General features: G+C 70.9%; 17 protein-coding genes and 1 pseudogene. 10 read left to right on the top strand and 8 right to left on the bottom strand.

Features of this window, described 5'->3' with window-relative positions:
• Nucleotides 1-73: 73 nt before the first annotated feature.
• The 3 genes and pseudogenes from ABT009_RS08185 to ABT009_RS08175 form a co-directional block, all read right to left on the bottom strand.
• Nucleotides 74-1,597 carry a flotillin family protein gene (locus ABT009_RS08185; protein ID WP_351290850.1) on the bottom strand — a complete coding sequence of 508 codons (1,524 nt, stop codon included), beginning with the start codon at nucleotides 1,595-1,597 and terminating at the stop codon, nucleotides 74-76.
• 202 nt (nucleotides 1,598-1,799) lie between these two features.
• Nucleotides 1,800-2,003 (bottom strand): NfeD C-terminal domain-containing protein, encoded by a 204-nt coding sequence (locus ABT009_RS08180; RefSeq protein WP_351291317.1) that lies wholly within the window; start codon nucleotides 2,001-2,003, stop codon nucleotides 1,800-1,802.
• A gap of 43 nt (nucleotides 2,004-2,046) precedes the next feature.
• Nucleotides 2,047-3,499 (bottom strand): annotated as a pseudogene (locus ABT009_RS08175) (amidase).
• 696 nt (nucleotides 3,500-4,195) lie between these two features.
• On the opposite strand from ABT009_RS08175, the gene ABT009_RS08170 reads away from it, so the two are divergent.
• The 3 genes from ABT009_RS08170 to ABT009_RS08160 all read left to right on the top strand — a co-directional run bounded on the left by ABT009_RS08170 (nucleotide 4,196) and on the right by ABT009_RS08160 (nucleotide 7,049).
• Complete coding sequence (locus ABT009_RS08170; RefSeq protein ID WP_351290848.1) at nucleotides 4,196-5,170, top strand: LacI family DNA-binding transcriptional regulator; 975 nt, start codon at nucleotides 4,196-4,198, stop codon at nucleotides 5,168-5,170.
• Nucleotides 5,171-5,374: 204 nt separating this feature from the next.
• Nucleotides 5,375-6,394: a DUF6454 family protein gene (locus ABT009_RS08165; RefSeq protein ID WP_351290846.1), complete on the top strand. Its 1,020-nt coding sequence runs from the start codon at nucleotides 5,375-5,377 to the stop codon at nucleotides 6,392-6,394.
• Nucleotides 6,395-6,851: 457 nt separating this feature from the next.
• Complete coding sequence (locus tag ABT009_RS08160) at nucleotides 6,852-7,049, top strand: hypothetical protein (protein WP_351290844.1); 198 nt, start codon at nucleotides 6,852-6,854, stop codon at nucleotides 7,047-7,049.
• A gap of 108 nt (nucleotides 7,050-7,157) precedes the next feature.
• On the opposite strand, the gene ABT009_RS08155 is transcribed toward ABT009_RS08160, so the two are convergent.
• On the bottom strand, nucleotides 7,158-7,730 hold the full coding sequence (locus ABT009_RS08155; RefSeq protein ID WP_502989833.1) for a TetR/AcrR family transcriptional regulator: 573 nt from the start codon (nucleotides 7,728-7,730) through the stop codon (nucleotides 7,158-7,160).
• A gap of 63 nt (nucleotides 7,731-7,793) precedes the next feature.
• Between ABT009_RS08155 and ABT009_RS08150 the strand changes: the two genes are divergently transcribed.
• From ABT009_RS08150 to ABT009_RS08130, 5 genes are all read left to right on the top strand, one after another.
• Nucleotides 7,794-8,765, top strand: coding sequence for an SDR family NAD(P)-dependent oxidoreductase (locus ABT009_RS08150; RefSeq protein WP_351290842.1), 972 nt, complete (start codon nucleotides 7,794-7,796; stop codon nucleotides 8,763-8,765).
• 173 nt (nucleotides 8,766-8,938) lie between these two features.
• The gene (locus tag ABT009_RS08145; RefSeq protein ID WP_502989832.1) at nucleotides 8,939-9,196 is read left to right on the top strand and encodes a hypothetical protein; all 258 of its coding nucleotides are present in this window, start codon (nucleotides 8,939-8,941) and stop codon (nucleotides 9,194-9,196) included.
• 266 nt (nucleotides 9,197-9,462) lie between these two features.
• Nucleotides 9,463-10,899, top strand: coding sequence for a benzaldehyde dehydrogenase (locus ABT009_RS08140; RefSeq protein ID WP_351291313.1), 1,437 nt, complete (start codon nucleotides 9,463-9,465; stop codon nucleotides 10,897-10,899).
• Nucleotides 10,900-11,123: 224 nt separating this feature from the next.
• Nucleotides 11,124-13,469, top strand: coding sequence for a transthyretin-like family protein (locus ABT009_RS08135; RefSeq protein ID WP_351290840.1), 2,346 nt, complete (start codon nucleotides 11,124-11,126; stop codon nucleotides 13,467-13,469).
• 79 nt (nucleotides 13,470-13,548) lie between these two features.
• Nucleotides 13,549-14,358, top strand: coding sequence for a hypothetical protein (locus tag ABT009_RS08130; protein WP_351290838.1), 810 nt, complete (start codon nucleotides 13,549-13,551; stop codon nucleotides 14,356-14,358).
• Between the two features lie 38 nt (nucleotides 14,359-14,396).
• Here the strand turns inward: ABT009_RS08130 and trxA are convergent, their stop codons facing one another.
• Nucleotides 14,397-14,780: a thioredoxin gene (trxA, locus tag ABT009_RS08125; protein ID WP_351290836.1), complete on the bottom strand. Its 384-nt coding sequence runs from the start codon at nucleotides 14,778-14,780 to the stop codon at nucleotides 14,397-14,399.
• A 181-nt stretch (nucleotides 14,781-14,961) separates the two neighbouring features.
• On the opposite strand from trxA, the gene ABT009_RS08120 reads away from it, so the two are divergent.
• The gene (locus ABT009_RS08120) at nucleotides 14,962-16,389 is read left to right on the top strand and encodes a dihydrolipoyl dehydrogenase family protein (protein WP_351290834.1); all 1,428 of its coding nucleotides are present in this window, start codon (nucleotides 14,962-14,964) and stop codon (nucleotides 16,387-16,389) included.
• Between the two features lie 88 nt (nucleotides 16,390-16,477).
• Here ABT009_RS08120 and ABT009_RS08115 read toward each other — a convergent pair whose 3' ends face one another.
• Complete coding sequence (locus tag ABT009_RS08115) at nucleotides 16,478-16,849, bottom strand: tetratricopeptide repeat protein (protein WP_351291312.1); 372 nt, start codon at nucleotides 16,847-16,849, stop codon at nucleotides 16,478-16,480.
• 194 nt (nucleotides 16,850-17,043) lie between these two features.
• Here ABT009_RS08115 and ABT009_RS08110 point away from each other — a divergent pair, with 194 nt between their 5' ends.
• Entirely contained in the window at nucleotides 17,044-18,009 is a 966-nt protein-coding gene (locus tag ABT009_RS08110; RefSeq protein WP_351290832.1) for a pirin family protein, read from the top strand.
• An 833-nt stretch (nucleotides 18,010-18,842) separates the two neighbouring features.
• Here the strand turns inward: ABT009_RS08110 and ABT009_RS08105 are convergent.
• Both ABT009_RS08105 and ABT009_RS08100 read right to left on the bottom strand, forming a co-directional pair.
• Entirely contained in the window at nucleotides 18,843-20,264 is a 1,422-nt protein-coding gene (locus ABT009_RS08105; RefSeq protein WP_351290830.1) for an MFS transporter, read from the bottom strand.
• Nucleotides 20,261-21,499, bottom strand: a complete 1,239-nt coding sequence (locus ABT009_RS08100) for a M20 metallopeptidase family protein (RefSeq protein ID WP_351290828.1) — start codon at nucleotides 21,497-21,499, stop codon at nucleotides 20,261-20,263. The genes ABT009_RS08105 and ABT009_RS08100 overlap by 4 nt, the downstream gene beginning before the upstream one ends.
• Between the last annotated feature and the right edge of the window lie 12 nt (nucleotides 21,500-21,511).

Here is a 21,511-nt window from a genome sequence, read left to right as displayed (position 1 = left end):
GGCAGGGGGTCGGCGCCCCGTGGCACGCCGACCCCCTGCCGCCTTACGTCAACTCCTCACACTCACCGGAGGCTTACTCCCCGTCGGACGGCTTCTCGTCCGTCAGCGGAACCTTCTCCTTACGCGCCGCAGGTCCGGAGGCGGCCGCGAGGCCGTTGAGCCCGTTGAGTGGGGCCGACCCGTTTGGTGCGGCGCCGTTCTGGTTCATCGACGACAGCAGCTGACGGGCGAGGCCCAGACCCGTGCCGCCCATGGTGAGCGCCTTGGCGAACATGTCCGACAGCCCATCGGCACCGTTCAGCAGCACCATGTGGTCGACACTGTTGAAGGCGTTGGCACCCGCCGCCACGATCTCGGGCCAGTTCTCAGCGAGTTGCTGGGCGACGACCGCCTCCTGGTTCTCGGCGAGCGCGGCCGCACGGGCCTTGATCGCCTCGGCCTCCGCGAGCCCCTTGGCGCGCGCCGCCTCGGCCGCCGCCAGGCCCTTGGCCTGCGCAGCTGCCGCCTCGGCCTCACCGGTCGCACGGGTCGCGGTCGCGGCGGCGGCGCCGCGCGCCTTGGTCGCCTCGGCCTCGGCCGCAGCAGCCGCCTTGACCCGGGTCGCCTCGGCGCTCGCCGCCAGCTCCGTCTCCTTGGCCTTCGCCTGGGCGCCGGAGATACGGGCGTCACGCTCGGCCTCGGCCAGCGTCCGCTTCTCGTACGCCTTGGCATCCGCGGGCTTGCGCACGTCGGCCTGCAGCTGCTGCTCCCGCCGGTGCGCCTCGAGTTCGGCGACCCGCGTCTCCTGGACCACGACCTCCTGGCGGGCGGCGGCATCGGCGAGCGGACCCGCCTGCCGAGCCTTGGCGCCGGCCTTGTCACGCTCGGCCTGGTATCCGGCCTGCAGGATCTCGCTGTCCCGGGTGGCCTCCGCCATCCGCGCGAACGACTGCTGCTCGGCCTCGGTGGCGAGACGGTTGGCCTCCGCCTGCGCGATCCGCGCGTCGCGCTGCACGGCGGCCGCGTGCGGCATGGCCAGATTCTGGATGTACCCGGTCGGGTCCTCGATCTCGTGGATCTGCAGCGAGTCGACGATCAGCCCGAGCTTCTCCATCTCCGTGCCGCACGCGGCACGGGTCTGGCCGGTCAGCTTCTCCCGGTCGCGGATCATGTCCTCGACCGTCAAGCCGCCCACGATCGACCGCAGATGACCCGCGAACACGTTGTGCACCCGCTCCGCCATCATCTTCTGCTGATCCAGGAACCGCCGGCTCGCATTGGCGATCGACACGAAGTCGTCGCCCACCTTGAAGATGACCACACCCCGCACCTTGAGCGGAATGCCCTGGTGAGTGACGCAGTCCACGGACAGCTCGGTCTCGTTGAGATCGAGCGACAGCTTGCGCACCGCCTGCACGCCCGGCAGGACGAGCGTGCCGCGCCCCGTGACGATACGGAACCCCATGCCCTCACCGAGCCCCTCGGTGCGGTGCGTGGAGCCCGAAATGATCAATGCTTCGTTCGGTTCTGCCACCCGCCACATGAGCTTGAACAGACCGATCACAACGGCGAGAGCAGCGACTGCAGCCCCCGCAACGACGCCGACGAACATCGGCATACGCCCCCTTTACCTCCAGTACCCGGTCGGTACCGGACGAACGGGAGTGTGCTCCTGCTCAGAGCCGCGGAGAAGACGCTGACGCATCCTTGTCGCAATCTTGACGAAGGCCGTCAACGTCCTTGGTACGAGGGGCGGTCGAGAGGCCTCGCGGGTACGGTCGCGAGGATCCCGAGGGGACGGTTACGAGGGACCCGGGCCCTCAGACGTCGTATGCGGCCGTCACGTACACGGTGCGCGGAGGCAGGTGCTCCACGATCATCACCACCGTGCCGGTCTCGATCCGGTCCTTGCCGGATGCCGGATAGGCGAGGAAGTGCTCGGCGCCGCCGCGAACACGGACGATCACCTCGCCGACGAGCCCCGGCCCGACCGTGCCGGTGACCCGCCCCATCAGCCCGATCATCGAGACGTCGTCGTCCATGGCCACAGCGTACGGTGACAGGGCCCTACGGAGCGGGCGGCGGCGTGAACTCCCTTGCGGTGGCGTCGGGTACGGCGCCGGGCGGCTGCGGCCATCGTTCGTGCCAGCGCTGGTCGGCCTCCAGTTGCGCGGCCAGGGACACCAGCAGCGGCTCGCTGTCGGCCGGGCCGAGCAGCTGGGCGCCCACGGGGAGGCCGCCGTCCACGAAGCCCGCCGGGACGTTGATGCCCGGCCAGCCGAGCACGTTCCACGGCCAGGCGTAGGGGCAGGCGGCGATCATCGCCCGGTCGGTGCGCCAGCCGCCCAGCGATGCGAGGGTGCCGATGCCCGGCGGGGGAGCGGCCGTGGTCGGCGACAGGACCACGTCGTACCGCTCGAACACCGCGCCGACCCTGCGCTGCAGGACCGCCTCCGCGCGGCGGGCGAACCGCAGGGGCGCCCCGCCGAGCAGCCGCCCGAGCCGGGCCGCGTCCCTGGTGCGCGGGTCGAGGAGTTCCGGGTCCGGGATCTCGCGTATCCACTCGGCTATCCCGGCGGTGGCGCGGGGCACGAACGTGAGGCCGATCTGCCCATAGCGGGGCTCGGCCTCCTCGACGTCGTGGCCGAGCGCGGCCAGCCGCTCCGCTAGCGCGACAGCCCGGCGGCGGACCGCAGGGTCCAGGCGGGCGGGGACCGCCGTGAACGGCGGGCGCAGTGAGAGGGCGATCCGCAGCCGGCCCGGCTCGCGCCGTGCCGCGTCCACGAGATCCACCGCGGCAGGACGGTGCAGATCGCCGTCGTGGCTGCCGCTCGTCGCGTCCAGCAGGAGTGGCGGCGTCCTCGACGGTGCGGGCCAGCGTGCCGTTGACCGTGATGCCGTGGAACGCCTCCGGCCACGGCCAGGTCGAGATCCGGCCGCGCTGCGGCTTGATGCCGACGAGATGCGTCCACGCGGCCGGGATACGGACCGAACCGGCACCGTCCGAACCGAGCGCGGCCGGGACCAGACCGGCCGCGACCGCGGCGGCCGAGCCGCCCGACGAACCGCCGGGGGTGTGGCCGGTGTGCCACGGGTTGCGGGTCTCCCCGAAGGCGGGACCCTCGGTGAACGGCCACTGGCCCAGCTCACAGGTGTTGGTCTTGCCGACGATCACGGCGCCGGCCGCGCGCAGTCGGCGAACCGCCTCGCAGTCCTCCGCCTTCGGCAGGAACTCGCCCCGGCAGCCGAACGCGGTCGGCTCGCCCGCCACGTCCATGTCGTCCTTCACGGCCACCGGCACCCCGAGCAGCGGCCGACTGCCGCCCGCGGCCAGCTCCCCGTCGGCGGCATCGGCCTCCTCGAGCGCGGCCTCGGCCCGTATCCGCCGAAACGCGTTCAACGCCGGCTGCGCCGCCTCGATCCTCGCCAGCGCCTCCTCGACGAGGGCACGTGAGGACACATCCCCTGCGGCCAGCGCGCGAACGGACTGCGCGAGCCCTGTGGCGCGGTCCAGAACCATGGCGGAACACCTCCGGACGGGTCGGTGAACGCACGTCAGCGCCTGCGGGCGGACACCCAGTATCCGCCCGCGGCTCATGGGGCGACCTGACTGCGGCCGTGCCCCGGCGGGGTGCGGGTGCGCCTCTCCGGGATGCCTCTTCTGGTGATCGCCTCAGGCGGTGCTCCGGGGCCTTGCCCGCGCCCGTATCGGCTCCGGATCCCGGCTCGGCATCAGCGGCGCAAGCCCGGCTTCGGCATGGGGCTCAAGCCCGGCTTCGGGCATGGAAAGATGCCACGCGTCATGGTGCAGATACCTGAGCAGTCCGTACCACAGCAGCCATTCGGCGCGACGCCGGATGACGACGTGGAATCGCCCGATTCCGCACAGAGCCCTGCCCGGCACCACACCGTGCAGGCTCCCCCCTCATCACGCCCCCAGGCCGAGTCGCACCACGCCGGGGGGTTGCCCGCGCCGCCCCGGACGATGGGGCCGCCCCCGCGGCCTCTGTCCGCGCCCGGCTCTTCCGCACCGCGACAGGCGGAGTCTGCTGCGGGCGGAGAGCGCTCTCTTCCCGGACAGGCGGACCAACACGACCGCGACCGGCGCTCCCTACCGGCGAAGGCCCAGTCACCGCAGGCCGCCCCCCACAGCACCGAAGTGCCTCAGCCCGCGCAGCGGTCCACTCCCCGTCGGGCCGTACCCACGAGTGCCGATGTGGCACGGCTTGCCGGGGTCTCGCGGGCCACCGTGTCGTACGTACTGAACAACACCAGCTCGGTGCGGATCAGTGAGCCCACCCGGCGACGGGTCCACGAGGCGGCCAGGGAGCTCGGCTACGTGCCGCACGCGGCGGCCCGCAGTCTGCGGGCCGGGCACACCCGCATGGTGCTGATGCCGGCCCCAGAGGTCGCCGTCGGCCCGCTGTACAGCGGACTCTTCAACGAACTCCACTGGGCGCTGAGCCGTCTCGACTACACCGTCGTGCAGTTCGGCAGCGCCGGTCAGAGCGGCGACCAGGCCGCCCGGGCCTGGGCGGAGCTGCGGCCGGCCGCCGTCCTGACGTTCAGCACGTTCAGCGCGCGCCTCGGCGCGCGGGGCGTCGACGTCCTGAAGCGCTCCGGCGTGCGAGCCGTCATCACCCTGGGCCAGGAGCCCACCCAGGGCGCCCACGCGGTCCTCATGGACCAGCGCACGGTCGGTCGCTGCGCGGGCGAGCACCTCCTGGCAAGCGGCCGGCGCCGCATCGGCGTGGTCGTTCCCGAGGAGCCGGGCCTGGAGGCCTACTCGCTGCCCCGCCTGGAAGGCGTACGCCGTGCCGCGAAGGGCACGGGCGCGGAGATCACCGAGTTGCCCCTCGCCTACGACGAAGCCTCGGCCGCCCGGCTCGCAGGGCAGTGGCGGCGCCTCGCCCTCGACGGTGTGTTCGCCTACAACGACGAGTACGCGATGCTGCTGATGCGTGCCCTGCAGGACGAGGGGATCGGCGTGCCGGACGAGACCGCCGTGATGGGCGCCGACGACCTCATGCTCGGCAGGCTGCTGCGCCCCCGGCTGAGCACCGTACGGATCGAGCTGCCCTCCGGAAGGGAGCTGGCGGAGATCGTCGACCGCGCGGTCCGCGACCCCGGCGCACCGCCCGAGGTCCACAAGGTGCTCGACGTGATTGCTGTGCAGCGCGAGTCGGCGTGACCGCTGTGCACCGCGAGTCGGCGTGACCGCCGCGCACCGCGACTCGACCTCCGCCGCCCCACCTTTCCGCTTTGATAACCCTCGGTGGCGCGCGTCAGGCAACCCGTCCTTTCGATGCCCGTTATCCGCTCTGGCCCTGCGAGTTCACTTGATCCCCATATGTTCACTGCGTTCTCGGGGGCGCACAAGACATCAAGGGTGGACATGAAGAACGTGATGAACGGCCGTATTGCCGCCGCTGCAGCGCTGTCCGCATTGCTTGCCGCCGGGGGCGTGGCAGTTGCGGCCCACGCGACCCAGAACACGGCCTCGCCTGCGACGCGTGCAATCGCGGCTGCGAGCGCACAGGACGGCGCCCTGGTACGGGCCTTCGACGCGGTCGACCGCAATACCGACTGGCAGCTCACCGGCAAACTGAAGCTCAACTTTCCGACCTACCACACCGAGGGGATGGTCCAGGCGGGAGGCCACATCTTCCTGTCCGCGGTCCAGATCATCGAGCCCACGCAGAAGTACCCCACCCCGCAGGGTGGGTACGACCGGACTCCCGGTCGCGGGATCGGCCATGTGTTCGTGATGGACCTCGAGGGACACCTGCAGCGGGACATCATCCTGGGCGAGGGGGACATGTACCACCCCGGTGGCATCGACTCCGACGGGAGCTCGGTGTGGGTGCCCGTGGCCCAGTACCGTCCGGGCAGCAGCTCCATCATCTACCGCATCGATCTCAAGACCCTCGATGTCCACAAGGAGTTCGAGGTGAAGGACCACATCGGCGGCATTGTCCGCGACGAGGTCACCGGTCACCTCGTCGGCAACAGTTGGGGCTCGCGCCACTTCTACGAGTGGAACGGGCAGGGGCGGCAGATCGCCGACTGGGACAACTCCCAGTACTTCGTCGACTACCAGGACTGCCAGTACGTCCCGGACCGCAAGATGCTCTGCGGCGGCGTCACGAACCTGCCCCAGACGCCGGCCGCGGGCGGAGCCGGCGCCGTCTACGAACTCGGCGGCATGGCCCTGATCGACCTGCGCAGCCACGAGATTCTGCACGAGGTGCCCTTCCAACGGTGGTCGACAGCCGGCCACGTGGTCACCCGCAACCCCCTCAAGGTGGCAGCCGACGGTGACAAGCTCACGATGTGGGCCGCCCCCGACAACGGCGATGAGGGTAACGGCACCGAGATCCTGACGTACCAGGCAAGCGTGACCCCGGCTGGCTGACGTGCCGGAGCCCGGGAGCAGCGAGCGGTCGCCGAGCTTCTCGACTCTCGCTGTTTTCCCCGACGGCGTCCCCGCGGCCGAGAGACCGGCGGGCGCCGTCCGGCGGCAGGCGGTGGGTGAGCGGCGGGTCCCCACGTCGCGGGGGAGGACCGTGGGGACGGTCGAGCGCCGCACGGCCGGACGCCTGGGTGACCGAGAGGCTGTGGCGTGGCGGCGTGCGATCAGGTCGCGGTGCCAGCGCAGCACCCGGTCGTACAGCAGCCGAATCCTCGAAGTGCTGCGCGGGGAAGGACGTGGAGCAGTGCGGCGAGGAGCGCTCGGTCGCTCGCGTGAAATCGCGCCCACTGCCCGCTCGGTTGCCGCTCGAGCACGGCGATCTGGTGGCGCAGGGCCAGGATCTCGACATCTTTCTCCCGGTCGCTCATCGGCAGGAGTCGCAGCACCGCGAACGCGTTCGTTGCGTGCTGCGGACACGGAAGAGATCGCTCAGCTCAAAGGCGACGTCGAGGCACTGGTCGGCGCCCTGCACCAGCCGATGACGGAGAACCGCATGCTGCGTCGGCAGCTGTCCGAGGGCGCTGACGTGGTCCGGGAACTGCACACGCAACCGAGGACCGCACACACCGAACAACCGGCGCCGCCCGGCCTTATGTGATCTGCCGAGTCGGCCGACTCGGCCTCGACGGGCGGCCCGGCCGTCGCCGTCCGAGACCGCGGCCCTACGAGGCGGCCGGGCTCTCTCGCGCGGCTTCGGTAAGTCTCTTCAGCGCACCAGGAGATCGATAGCGACCTCCAGTCGTTCGAGGTAGAACTCCCGTGACGCGGCCTGATGCTTGAGGCCGATCGATGCGCTGATCATCGTCTGTGCGACAGGGGGGGCCGCCTCTCGTCCTGACTCGACGGCGATCGCCTCTGTGATCAGTTCCTCGAAACGTCGCGGTGTGGTCTCGACGATCTCTCCGAGGAGGTCGGGGTTGTCCTCGATGACCACCGCGACATCGCGCGTCAGCGGGCCGATGTAGCGGCCCGCCCACTGGTCGAACGCTTCGACGAGGCGCTCTAGAAGGGGGCGGCCGGTGTCGGCCAGGACGTGTTCGACCGCTGTGATGTCGCGCTCCAAGGCCTGGGTGACCGCGGCACGGAACAGAGTCTCCTTCGAGGAAAAGAGGAAGTAGAGCCCGGGCCGGGAGATGTGCGCCGCCCGCGCCACCTCCTCCATCGAGGTCTTCCTGTAACCGAATCGCGCGAACGTGACCAGAGCGGAGTCCAGAACCATGGTCCGACGGTCGGTATCGGCAACTGTCGACGGCGGGTGGCCAACATCGGGACTGCTCATGAAACGAGCATATGAGCGAGAGGCGCACTATACAAATCAAGTCTAATACGTATAGTCACCGCCATGGCTACTCGCGAACCCATCTCCACGCCCTTCACCGCCTCCAGCACCGCGGACGAGGTGCTGCGGGGCGTCGACCTCACCGGCGTCCGCGCGATCGTGACGGGAGGTTCCTCCGGAATCGGGATCGAGACGTCTCGCGTGTTGACCGCTGCCGGGGCGGAGGTGACGCTCGCTGTCCGGAACACGACTGCGGGTGACGCCGTCGCTGAGACGATCGAGAAGTCGACCGGAAGGATCCGGCCCCGAGTCGTCCGGCTCGACCTCGCCGACAGGACCACCGTCACGCGATTCGTCGACGCGTGGGGCGGCCCGCTTCACCTGCTGATCAACAACGCGGGCGTGGTCACCGGTGGCCTCGAACGAACACGTGAGGGCTGGGAGCTGCAATTCGCGACAAACCGTCTCGGCCACTTCGCCCTCGCCAGCGGCCTTCACCGCGCCCTGGCCCTGGGAGCGCTCGACCGCGACGGAGCACGGATCGTCTCGGTCAGCTCGACGGCGCACATGCGTTCCGGCATCGACTTCGACGACCTCCATTTCGAGCGTCGCAGCTACGACCCGCAGATTGCCTACGCCCAGTCGAAGACGGCGAACTCTCTATTCGCCGTCGAGGCGACCCGCCTCTGGGCGTCCGACGGCATCATTGCCAACGCGGTGAACCCCGGCGGTGTCGCGACGGGACTGCAGCGGAACTTCACAACGCAACAGAAGGAGTCGCTCGATGCGGCCGAGGCCGCCGGAGTCTTCACGTACAAAACGGTCGAGCAAGGGGCCGCCACCAGCATCGTCGCGGCCGTCGCCCCGGAGTTCGCTCACTCCGGAGGCCACTACCTCGACGATTCACAAGAGGCCTACACCGTGCCGAACGACGCCGACCTCGCGCAGCACCCGCACGGTGTCAAGGAATGGGCGCTCGATCCCGCCACCGCCAAGCGCCTCTGGGCGGTCTCGACCGACCTGCTCCGCGCCTGACCTTTCGACACCACAGCAAGCGGCACCGCCGCCTTCGCAGTTGGTCACCGCATCGACCCACAAGGCCGGTAGCACGTGGCCTGCGAAGATGACCGTGCCCGATGCGCACCGGCAGCAGTTCTTGACCCCCAGAACGACGCGATGGCGGCGAGCCCGGCGGCAACATCCGCCAGGTGTTCCTGTTCCGCACCGACCGCGGGCTGTCCTTCGTCGACCGCTCCGGCGGGACGGCAACCCAGGCGAACGCGGTCGTCAACACCGGCGGCGTGCCGTCGCTGAAGTACTCGCCCGGCCGTATCGACCCGACGAACTCGGCCTTTACGTCCAGCCGCAAGCCACTGCCGGTGAGTTCACCGGGAAGGGCAGGACGGTCTTCGTCATCGCCAACCACTTCAACTCCTGTGGCCGGTGCCGGCGAGCGCTACGCATAAACCCAGGTCAGAAGGGCGCGCCGGAATTACCGCGAGTTATGCCGGCGGAGAGTGCGACAGGCGACACGCTTTTCGAACGGGATGACTAACATGTTGCATGCTCAACCAGGGGGGATGCCTGAGAGCACCGCGTATGTTCGCGCGCCCGCGGCGTATCGCGGCATCCCGCCTCGCAACCGCCGAACTGGCCCCGAGCCACACGGGACTTCTACTCGATGTGCGACCGGGCTTCCCCTCGACGACCTGTGACCGATCGGAGAGCCGTCATGGCCCTGCTCGACCCGAACACCTGGCAGTCCCGGGCTCTGTCGGGAGGTGAGTACGCCGTCACCGAGCCCGCCACGGGTGACACCCTGGCCTCCGTCACGCTCGCCTCTGCCGAGGACGTCACGGCTGCCGCGGTGAGTGCGCGTGCCGCCCAGACCGCCTGGGCCCGCGCCCCGCACTTCGAGCGCGCCGCGGTGCTGCGCCGCGCGGGCGACCTGTTCGCCGCGCACGCCGCGGAGTTGCGCGAGTGGATCGTGCGCGAGTCCGGCTCTATCCCGGGTAAGGCCGACTTCGAACTGCACGTGGCCGCCCAGGAGTGCTACGAGGCCGCCGCGCTGGCGTCGCGCCCGACCGGTCAGGTGCTGCCGACCGAGGCGCCCCGGCTGTCGTACACGCGCCGTGTCCCGGTGGGTGTCGTCGGCGTCATCTCGCCGTTCAACGCCCCACTGATCCTCTCCATCCGCTCGGTCGCCCCGGCTCTCGCGCTCGGCAACGCCGTTGTTCTCAAGCCGGATCCGCGCACCGCGGTGTGCGGTGGCCTCGCGCTCGCCGCTGTCTTCGCCGAGGCGGGGCTGCCCGAGGGTCTGCTGCACGTTCTGCCGGGCGGTCCCGAGGCGGGTCAGGCGCTCGTCGCCGACTCGAACGTGCCCGTCATCTCCTTCACCGGCTCCACTGCCGCGGGCCGCGCGGTCGGCGAGGCCGCGGGACGCCACCTCAAGCGCGTCCACCTGGAACTGGGCGGCAACTCGGCGCTCGTCGTCCTCGAGGACGCCGACATCGACGCCGTGATCTCCACCGCCGCCTGGGGCTCCTTCTTCCACCAGGGCCAGATCTGCATGACGACGGGCCGCCACCTCGTGCACGCCTCGCTGTACGAGGAGTACGTGGAGCGGCTCGCCGCCAAGGCGGACTCACTCGCCGTCGGCGACCCCCACCGTGAGCAGGTCCATCTCGGCCCGATCATCGACCAGGGCCAGCTCGCCAAGGTCCACGGCCTGGTGGAGGCCAGCGCCGCGCGTGGCGCGAAGGTCGCCGCGGGCGGCACGCACCTGGAGCTCTTCTACCGGCCGACCGTCCTCGCCGGAGTCGACGACGACACGCCCGCCTACGCGGAGGAGGTCTTCGGCCCGGTCGCGCCCGTGCGGTCCTTCACCACGGCTGACGAGGCGGCGGCGCTCGCCTCCGCCGGCCCGTACGGCCTCTCGCTGGGCATCGTCACGCGCGACACCGCGCGCGGTCTGGACCTCGCCGAGCGGATCCCGACCGGCATCGCCCACATCAACGACCAGACCGTCAACGACGAGGCCGTGGCGCCCTTCGGCGGTATCGCCGCGTCCGGCACCGGCGCCCGCTTCGGCGGCGACGCCAACCTGGAGGCCTTCACCGAGGTGCGCTGGACGACGGTGCGCGGGGACGTGGCGGGCTACCCGTTCTGACGCCGCTGCCCCGGCATCGGGGAGCGATCCGTCGCCGGCCCGGGCCACCGTGCCCGGGCCATCCCGCGTCAGGGGCGCGGTGACGTGCCCTTGCCAACAGGCGCCCGGAATCGGCCATTTCTGAGACTGTCGAGCATTTATGAGAAAGCTGTGAACAGTCCTGCCACCATCGGACGGGTGTTCCGTCGCCGTTGACGGAACTCGTTCAAGGAGGGGGACTTCTCTTGAATCGAGGCTTATGCACGGTGCTGCTCACGGCAGCACTGCTGGCCGGCGGGGTGACCGCCGGACCGGCGTCCGCAGAGCCAAGACCGGACGGTGACGCTCGTACCGCGGCCTGCAAGCCCCAGGGGGACCGGGGCGTGCGCTGTGTGAGCGTCACCGCTGTGTTCAACCACAAGATCTCCGAAGGCGGCACCGCCGACCTGTCGGTGAAGCTGGATCCTCACATCGACATCCCCGGCGCCCGCGTGGAGATCGACCTCCCCGCCGCCCTGCGTTTCGCCGGGGACCCGCCCGGCTTCGAGGTCGCACGCCACGAATCCGTGCTGCCGGACAACGGCGGTTCGGTCACCACGGCCTCCCGCACCGCCGACCTGACGGCCGGACACAAAACCACGTACTCCCTGCCGGTCGAGGCCGTGGACACCGGCGAACTCGCTATACGCGTGCGGGTGCTGCCGCCCGAGGGCTACGGCGTCGGCATCGAGGAACCCGTCCTCGCCACCGTCGGCAAGGACACGAAATCGTCCCGACTGGGCCTGGGCAAGGGCCCGTTCGCCGCCTCGCCTATCCCCGAGGGCGCCAAGCCCACCAAGCCTACGAAGCTGTCCACCGAAGGACTCGGCACCGAGGGCCTCGCCGAACCCCACTCCGACGACACGCCGGCTGCCACCGAGGAGCAGACCATCGGCGCCCAGGCGCTGACCTGTGTGCGAGGCTCCTTCAACTACCAGGACGCGGGCGGTGCCTGGCGCAACTCGGCCAACCTCCAGGTGCAGGTCTGGGACGAGGACCCGGCCAACAGCGACGACCTGCTGACCGTCGGCCTCACCGACGACAACGGCGCCTACCGGCTGTGCTTCGACAACAGCACCGACGCCCGCGGCGGCCAGGACGTCTACCTGATCTTCGTCACCCAGAACGGCCAGTGGGGCGTGGAACGCGACGACGACGATGTCTACGAGTTCCGCAGCTCGCAGCGCGACGACCTCGGCGACGGCACCACCACCGACTTCGGAGCCCAGCACCCCACCGACGCCCGCCTGCACGGCGCGCTGCGTGCCTACAGCTGGGCCGACGCCGCCTCGGCCTGGACGCCCGGCGACTGCTGGGACTCCAAGGACAGCGACTGCCGCCGCATCGACATCAACTGGCACCCGGACGACGACCCGGGCGGCTCCTTCTACCGCCCCGGCGAGGACGAGATCTACCTGGTCCCGCAGGACGCCGACGACCGCAACGTCGCCGTCCACGAAATCGGACACGCGGTGATGGACGACGTCTACGAGGACATGGACTGGGACAAGCAGTGCCCCTCACCGCACATCATCACGAGGACCTCCAGCCAGCCCTGCGCCTGGTCGGAAGGGTTCGGCGACTGGTACGGCGTGGCGGTCTTCAACGACCCCGTCTACGTCGACGGCGGCGCGACGGCGTTCACCGTGGACTTCGACAACCACACCTGGGGCACGGGCGGCTGGGACGACGGTGACGCTGTCGAGGGCCGGGTCGCGGGTGCTCTGTGGGACCTGGTCGACGGGCCCGGCGAGGCACCCTGGGACCAGTACGGGGAGGGCCTGACCAACGTCTGGAACACCTTCCTCAACCACACGGACACCAGCTTCCGTTCGTACTGGAACCACCGGGCGGAGGACGGCCACGAGGTGGGGGACGCGGCGCTGGGCAGCCTCTTCCAGAACACCATCGACTACGGATTCCGCAACCCGCTCACCAACCACGTCTCGCTCGAACGCCCCACCCCCGAGCCGGACCACAACTACCGCTTCGACACGACACGGCCCTTCTGGTCGGTCGTCGCGGTGCGCCCCCCGGCCACTGCGGACTACGACCTGTCGCTGTACGACGACCGCGACCAGCAGCAACTCGTGGGCTTCAGCGGGCAGGTGGCCGGAATCACCGACTTCGTCGCGGTGAACTCCAACAGCCGCGAGCTGGGTGACTACTACCCGCGGGTCACCGACGTCAGCGGCACCGGCCCCTACCGGATCGAGGCCGACGAGACCGAGGGCGTCTTCACCGGCTCACCGTCCGTCACCCTCGGCGCGGACCGCCTTGCCGCAGTCTGGGACATCTGTCTGACGGCGGGCGAGGAGGCGACGTACACCGTGACCCCGTCCGACCCGGGCCAGGACGCGGAGCTCTTCGTGTTCGACGCGGACCGGGCGGGGGCCGACAACGTAGCCTCCCGCTCCGGGGCCACGGAGAGCGGTACGGCGGCCGGTCCCGGCCAGCCGGAGTCGGTCACCGTCACTCTGCCCGCGGGCTGCCACGGACTGGTGGTCGTCAACAAGGCGGGCAGCGGCACGTACACGCTGACGAAGTCCTGACCCCGATGATCCGGAAAGGCACCGGCACATGAAGGAAGGGACGGGCACACGGAACCGGAAGGTCCCGTGCGCCCGTCCCATGCGCATGCGTACCGCCCTGCGAGCCCCGGCACTGGCCGTCACCCTCCTGGCGCTCGGCACCTCCTGCGCCGACCATCAGGCCACATCGGTTCCCGAGCCTCCGGCCGCCGGACCCGCGGACCTCCTGGTCGGGGTCCGGGAGATCCCGGGCACGCCGTCCCCGCAGATCATGCGTGCCCTGCCCCGGCTCTCGCTCTACGGGGACGGCCGGGCGATCACGCCGTCAGGCCGCGAAGGGGCCCTGCAGACGGCCACGGTCCACCGCTTGACGGACGAGCGGGTGCGCGAACTGTACGAGGACGCATACACCACGGCACATGCCGCCGTGGAGTCGCCGGACGTGGTGGACGGGGGAGTGCTGGCGCTCACGGTCAGGGGGACCAAGGACGGACGCACGGGCGCATCCCGGACCACACCTGACACGAGGGAACTTCCCCTCCAGGCGGACGGAATCGCGGACTTCCGGTCACGCACGGATCCGTCGGGATGGCCGGACGAAGCCTTTCGGAGTGGGCCGCGTCCCTACGCACCGACCGCGCTGGCCGTCTTCGCGACACCCGCCGACGAGGCGGACGCGCACTCCGCCGCCTGGCCTTACGACGACCCGGGCCGAACCGGCACGCCCACCCGTGAGGGCCGGTGCACGGTCCTCGCGGCGGGCCAGAGCCGTACCGCACAGCGGCTGGCCCGAGCCGCAACCCCGGACACCGTGTGGCGCGCCCCAGGCGGTCGGACCTACCGTCTGGACTTCCGCCCGCTCCTGCCCGACGAGAAGGACTGCCGGGATCTCGGCGATCCCGGCCGCTGAGCGCACGCAGCCCGTCTGAGCACACGCGGCCCGTCGGCTCAGCTTCCCTGCTGCCCCTGCTCCTCCGCCTCCGCGATCGACTTGCGGACCTCGTCCATGTCCAGCTTGCGGGCCTGCCCGATGACGTCGTCCAGGACGGCTTCGGGGAGAGCCCCGGGCTGGGCGAACACCGCGACCTGGTCCCGGACGATCATGAGGGTCGGGATGGACTGGATACCGAAGGCCGCGGCCAGCTCCGGCTGCGCCTCCGTGTCGACCTTGCCGAAGACCAGGTCGGGGTTGCCCTCCGCGGCCTTCTCGTAGACCGGGGCGAACTGCCGGCACGGCCCGCACCAGGACGCCCAGAAGTCGATCAGGACGAATTCGTTGTCCGTGACCATCTCGTCGAAGTTGTCCTTCGTCAGCTCCACGGTGCTGCTCATGGGATGTTCCCTCTTCCTGGTCGGGGTTCCTGGCCGGACTGCTTCGCGCCTTCCTGGCCGGGGGCGAAGCCGTTGTCCACGACCACGCGTAGTCAGCCGTGCACAACCGCGCGCGAAGTCGGCGTATTCCGCGCTCGTACCCGTGTGGCCTCACGGCACACCTGGCACCAGACTGGCCCGTATGACCGAAGCCATCGCGTACGACGTCATCGTGCTGGGTGCAGGGCCGACGGGCGAGAACGTCGCGGACAGAACACGCGCGGCGGGGCTCAGCACCGCGGTCGTGGAGAGCGAGCTGGTCGGCGGCGAGTGCTCGTACTGGGCGTGCATGCCCAGCAAGGCGCTCCTGCGGCCGGTCATCGCCAGCGCGGAAGCCCGGCGCACGCCGGGGTTGCGAGAGGCCGTGCAGGGCCCACTCGACGCACCGGCCGTGCTCGCGCACCGGGACGAGTACACATCGCACTGGAAGGACGACGGGCAGGTCGCCTGGCTGGACGGCATCGGGGCGCACCTCTACCGCGGCCGCGGCCGCCTCGACGGCCCCCGCCGCGTCGCCGTCACCGCACCCGACGGCACGGAGCACCTGCTCACCGCCCGGCACGCCGTAGCGGTCTGCACCGGCACCCGCGCCGTCCTCCCGGACCTTCCGGGTCTCGACAAGGTCCGCCCCTGGACGAGCCGCGAGGCTACGAGCGCGGACCATGTGCCGGGCCGGCTCGTGGTGGTCGGCGGCGGGGTCGTCGCCGCCGAGATGGCCACGGCCTGGCAGGCGCTCGGCGCCCAGGTCACGATGCTGGTACGAGGCGGGGGACTGCTGCCGCGCATGGAGGCCTTCGCTGGGGAGCTCGTCGCGGAGGCGCTCAAGGAGGCCGGCGCGGACGTACGGACCGGCACGTCCGTGACCTCGGTGACCCGGGACGGCACCGCCGTCACGGTGGAGGTGTCTGGGGGCGACCGCATCGAGGCCGACGAGATCCTCTTCGCCACCGGCCGCGCCCCGCGTACCGACGACCTGGGCCTGGAGACCGTCGGCCTCGAGCCGGGATCGTGGCTGCCCGTCGACGACAGCTGCCGCGTCGAGGGCAGCTCCTGGCTGTACGGGGTCGGGGACGTCAACCACCGCGCGCTGCTGACCCACCAGGGCAAATACCAGGCGCGCATCGCGGGCGCGGCGATCGGCGCGCGGGCGCAGGGCGTACCGCTGCTTGAGACGGACCGCTGGGGCGCCCACGCGGCCACCGCCGACCACGCCGCCGTACCGCAGGTCGTCTTTACCGACCCGGAGGCGGCCGCGGTCGGCCTCAGCCTCGCCGAGGCCGAACGCGCAGGCCACCGCGTACGCGCGGTCGACCAGGACATCGCCGCCGTGGCGGGCGCCGGGCTCTACGTCGACGGCTACCGCGGCCGCGCCCGCATGGTCGTCGACCTCGACCGCGAGGTACTCCTGGGCGCCACGTTCGTCGGCCCAGGCGTCGGCGAACTCCTGCACTCGGCGACCATCGCGGTCGCCGGCGAGGTCCCCATCGACCGCCTGTGGCACGCGGTCCCGTCGTATCCGACGATCAGCGAGGTGTGGCTGCGGCTGCTGGAGGCGTACCGGGACGCGTAGCGGCAATCGCAGATACGGCGACTTGTAGCGGCAACGGCGCATACCGCGACTTGTAGCGGCGACGGGACGTGCCGTTGCCGCACAGCCGCTACGCCTTGTCGGGCGTGACCGTGAAGTCGCCCGACAGCGCCGCCGCCATCCGCAGATGCGGCTCCGCATCCGCGTCGCGCCCCTGGCGCTGCAGGGTGCGGCCGAGCATCAGCCGGGCGTAGGTCTCGACCGGGTCGCGCTCCAGGACGGCGCGCAGCTCCGTCTCGGCGCGGCGCAGCTGCGCCGAGTGGTAGTACGCGCGGGCCAGCAGCAGTCGCGGCGCGACCTGCTCCGGGACCTCGGCGACCAGGCCGTCCAGGACCCGCGCGGCCGCCGCGTACTCCTTGGCGTCGAAGAACATCTGCGCGCGCTCCCAGCGCTCCGCGGCCGTCCCGTGCCCGTAGTACTCCGTGTCGTCCACGTGCGCCATGCCGCCCACGTACTCGATGTCGCCCACGTTCTCCATACCGCTCACGAACTCCATGTCGACTTCCGACCTCCTCGTCCGCCCGTAACCACCCTTGATTGTTAAAAATTCCACTACCGGTACGGACTGACGCGCCGGTACGGGCTGACGCGCCAGTACGGACTGACGCGGGCGCCCGGCAGGTCTAGGTTGGCGCCATGAGCAATCTCGACCGCGAGGCAGTTCCCGCCCTCTGCGGTGGCCGCGGATTCGTCGTCGCCGAGCCGGTGCGCGAACTCCTCAGTCCCCGGCGGGTCAAGCTCGGCGAATCCACCGAGGTCCGCCGACTGCTGCCCAACCTGGGCCGTCGCATGGTCGGGGCCTGGGCCTTCGTCGACCACTACGGTCCCGACGACATCGCCGACGAGCCGGGCATGCAGGTGCCGCCGCACCCGCACATGGGCCTGCAGACGGTCAGCTGGCTGCACGCGGGCGAGGTCCTGCACCGCGACTCGACCGGCAGCCTCCAGACGATCCGCCCGCGCGAGCTGGGCCTGATGACCTCCGGGCAGGCCATCAGCCACTCCGAGGAGAGCCCCAGGCAGCACCCGCGGTTCCTGCACGGCGCCCAGCTGTGGGTGGCCCTCCCCGACACCCACCGGCACATCACCCCGAGGTTCGAGTACCACTCGGAGCTGCCCGCCGTCACGGCACCCGGCCTCACCGCCACACTCATCCTCGGCTCCCTGGACGGCGCCACCTCACCGGGCTCGACCTACACCCCGATCGTCGGCGCCGACCTCACCCTCACGAGCGGCACCGACGTACGCCTCCCGCTGGAGCCCGACTTCGAGTACGCCGTGCTGTCCATGTCCGGCGAGGCCCACGTCGACGGCGTGCCCGTCCTGCCCGGCTCGATGCTGTACCTCGGCTGCGGCCGCTCCGAACTCCCGCTGCGCGCCGAGTCGGACGCGGGCCTGATGCTGCTGGGCGGCGAGCCGTTCGAGGAAGAACTCGTCATGTGGTGGAACTTCATCGGGCGTTCCCAGCAGGAAATCGAAGAGGCCCGGAAGGAGTGGATGGAGGGGTCCTGCTTCGGTGAAGTGCACGGCTACGCCGGCGGTCGGCTGCCCGCTCCCGAACTCCCGCCGGTGCCGCTGAAACCACGGGGTCGGGTGCGTTGACCTGCAGTTATAGCGCTTGAGTGGGCACCCGCGAGGCGTGGTCGTCGTGCGGTCGTGGTCCCCGTCGGCAGGAACGGCCGGCGGGGACGTTCACGTCTCGTGGTGATCGACTCGGGCCGGTGCGCGACTCGCAGGTGTTGGCGTCTGTGACCAGGTCTAGTCGGACACTTGCTGACCCTTTGCTGACTCTACTGACGGGTAATCATGTGTTCGAGTGACGTCTGCCCCGCGCCCCGAACATGTCCCTGTCTGGCCATCCGTGCGTGTGTGGGTGGCGTGCTTGGGAGCGCCGCCGTACCTTGCGTCGATCCTTGTCTCGGCCCGTCCTCACCGGGATTCCAAGACCGCGGCACAGTTGCCTGCCGACACCTTCCATATTGTCGGCTCCATGTCGTAAGTGGTTGCTTGCTTGATGTGGCGTTCGGGCCCAGAACCTAACCCTTTAGACGGCAAGGCTGAGTTCGCTCGGTGTGCTCGTTGTCAGGGTCAGGCCCATTCGCGAGTGCTGCCACGTCGGGCTCCTCGAGTTGGACTCCGGCCGTGTTCCACTCTCGGCCTTTTGCATGGTGGCATGTGAGGCCCGGAGCCAACGTGCTGGCCCCCCTGACTCGAACCATCGATGATCCTGGCCCCGCCATTGATCCGCATCGCCTCCCGCCACGACGGCGACCGCACCCCCACCTGCTTGAACCCGTCCGGCAGCGGCGACGACCCTCGCCGGGTGCTCGGTTCCCACTCCATGGTGCTTGGACCGATCTCGGCGAGGTGCCGTGCCGGGCGGCGTGGGGGCGTGCCTCTTCCCCGAGGCCGATTAGGGACCTCCTCGAGGCCGATCAGCGACGGCAGCCGGGAGTCTCCCGTCCGCCGCCCGTCTGGAGCGCCACCGCCACGGTGCAGGCGGCCACGCCGAGCCCCCACAGTGTGAGGTAGGCAGTGAGCGAAGGGGTGTCCGAGGCGCCGACGACCAGGGCGCCGAGGATGACGGAGGCGCCCGCGCCCGCCATGCCGCCGCCCAGCGTCTTGAGGGTGTTGTAGGCGGCGGTGGCGCTCGCGGCGCGGTCGTGGGCGCTGCCCTCGGCGATCACCGTGGGCAGTCCGCCCTGGGACAGGCCGATCCCGAAACCGGCCACGGAGTAGGCCACGACGAACAGGGCCAGGTTGGCGTGAGCGAGAATGAGGCCCGCGTGGCCGATCGCCATGAGCGCAAAGGCCGACACCAGCATCCGGCGGTAGCCGATGCGAGCGCCGATCGCCGGGGCCAGCGCGGAGGCGACCAGGCCGAGCACACTGGGGATCAGGCTCCACAGGCCGATCTGCCAGACGGCCAGGCCGAAGCCGTAGCCGTCCTCGGTCGGCTCCGCGGCCAGGAACATCACGGCGACGGACTGCCCGGCCAGCAGGACCGCGCCCAGCACGAACCCGGCGGCGTAGTGCGGGGCGAGCGCGCGCCGGGCCATCGCGCGGACATCGACCAGGGCGTCGGGGCGGGCGAGCTGCACGCGCAGCCAGGCCCAGCCGAGCACGGCCGCCAGCAGCAGGGCGCCCGCCAGACGCGGCGACGCAACCCCCCAGGCATCGGCGCGGGACACGGCCCCGAGCAGCACCACGAGGGCGAGTCCCAGCAGGACCGCGCCCGCCCAGTCCATGCGCCCCGCGCCGCGGGGTCCGGACTCCGGTACGCACCACCAGGCCAGGGCTGTGCAGACCAGACCCAGCACCGCGAGAGCGGCGAACGCGACCCGTACGCCACCGAAGATCCCCAGCAGCGCGCCCGAGAGGGCGTTCCCGAGCAGAGAGCCAAGGGTGAGGGCCGCAACCAGCAGGCCGATTGCGCGGCGGGCGCCGGAAGCGTCGAGCCGACCGCGCACCAGGCCGATCTCCAGCGGGAGCAGGGAGGCGATCGCTCCCATCAGGGCGCGCCCGACGAGCGCCACCGCGTACGTGGGGGCGAGGAAGACCAGGAGCGTGCCCGCCGTGACGCACCCCAGCGCGATGCGCAGCAGACGCCGGTGCCCGTACAGGTCGCCGAGCCGCCCCAGGACCGGCACACTGACCGCCGCCGCGAGGAGGTGCACCGTCATGAACCACTGGGCGTCGGCCGCACTCACGCCCCACTCGTCCTGCACCGCGGGGAGCAGCGGCGCGTCCGCGCCCTGCACGAAACCGCTGAACAGCTCGAAGGCGACCAGGACCCCCACGACGGCGCGGACGCGGGCGGAGGGAGCCACCTCCGCGTCGTCCCGCACCGCCGTCACGCGACCTCTCCGGCGGACGCGGAGGCCGATTCGGTCGACGCATCCGTGGCGGCCAGGCGGCGCTCGGCCAGCTCGGCGAGCAGCGCCGCCTGCTTGTACAGCACCCGGTCGTCGAAGACGGCGCGTGGCGAGTGGTTCATCGGCGCGTTCTGCCAGTCGGTGCCCTCGGGGGCGGCGCCCACCATCAGCATCGCGCCGGAAACGCGCTGGAGGACGTACGAGAAGTCCTCGGAGCCGTTGCTCGGCTGCGGGGACTCCCACACCTCGTGCGCCTCGAACAGCTCACGGGCGGTGACCAGGGCGAAGGCGGTCTCGTCGGTGTCGTTGACGGTGACCGGATAGCTCTTGGTGAACTCCGCCTCCGCCTCCAGGCCGTGGGCAGCGGCGATCGACCGCACCAGCCGGGGCAGGCCCTCGGCGAGCCGCTGCTGGGCGTGCTCCGAGTAACTGCGCACCGTCGCCTCGAACTCGGCCGTATCGGGGATGACGTTGGCCTGGGTACCGGCGTGGAAACAGCCGACGGTGACGACGACCGGGTCGAAGATGTCGAAGGCGCGGGTCACCCAGGTCTGCAGCGCGGTGACGATCTCGCAGGCCACCGCGATCGGGTCCTTGGCGGTGGCCGGGTTGGAGCCGTGGCCGCCCTCGCCCCGCACCGTCACGTTCAGCTGGTCGGAGGCGGAGGTGACGGTGCCGGAGCGGGTGACGACGACGCCGCCGGGCACCCGGTTGGCCGCCACGTGCAGTGCGTACGCCGCGTCGAGCGGCCTGCCCGCCGCCTCCAGCACGCCCTCCTCGATCATCGCGACAGCGCCGTTGTGGCCCTCCTCGCCGGGCTGGAACATGAACACCACATCGCCGTGCAAGTGCTCGCGGCGCTCGGCGAGCAGGGTGGCGGCGCCGACCAGGCCGGCGGTGTGCAGGTCGTGTCCGCAGGCGTGCATCCGGCCGGGGACGACGGAGGCGTACTCCACCCCGCTCTCCTCGGTGACGGGCAGGGCGTCCATGTCGCCGCGCAGCAGGACCGCGCCGCCGGGCCGCCCGCCGCGCAATACGGCCGTCACCGAGGTGAGGCTCTTGCCCGTGGTGATCTCCAGTGGCAGCCCCTCGAGTGCGGCGAGCACCTTCTCCTGGGTGCGGGGCAGGTGGAGACCCAGTTCCGGCTGCCTGTGCAGCTCCCGGCGCAGGCGCGCCATCTCGGGCTGAAGTTCCTTCGCGCGTTCCACTGCCGACATGCTCCGCCGACC

This window comes from Streptomyces sp. NPDC002896 (assembly GCF_040295225.1).
In the GTDB taxonomy this organism is placed as follows: domain Bacteria; phylum Actinomycetota; class Actinomycetes; order Streptomycetales; family Streptomycetaceae; genus Streptomyces.
The sequence above is the reverse complement of the archived record's forward strand: the minus strand, read 5'-3'. Positions and strand labels throughout refer to the sequence as shown.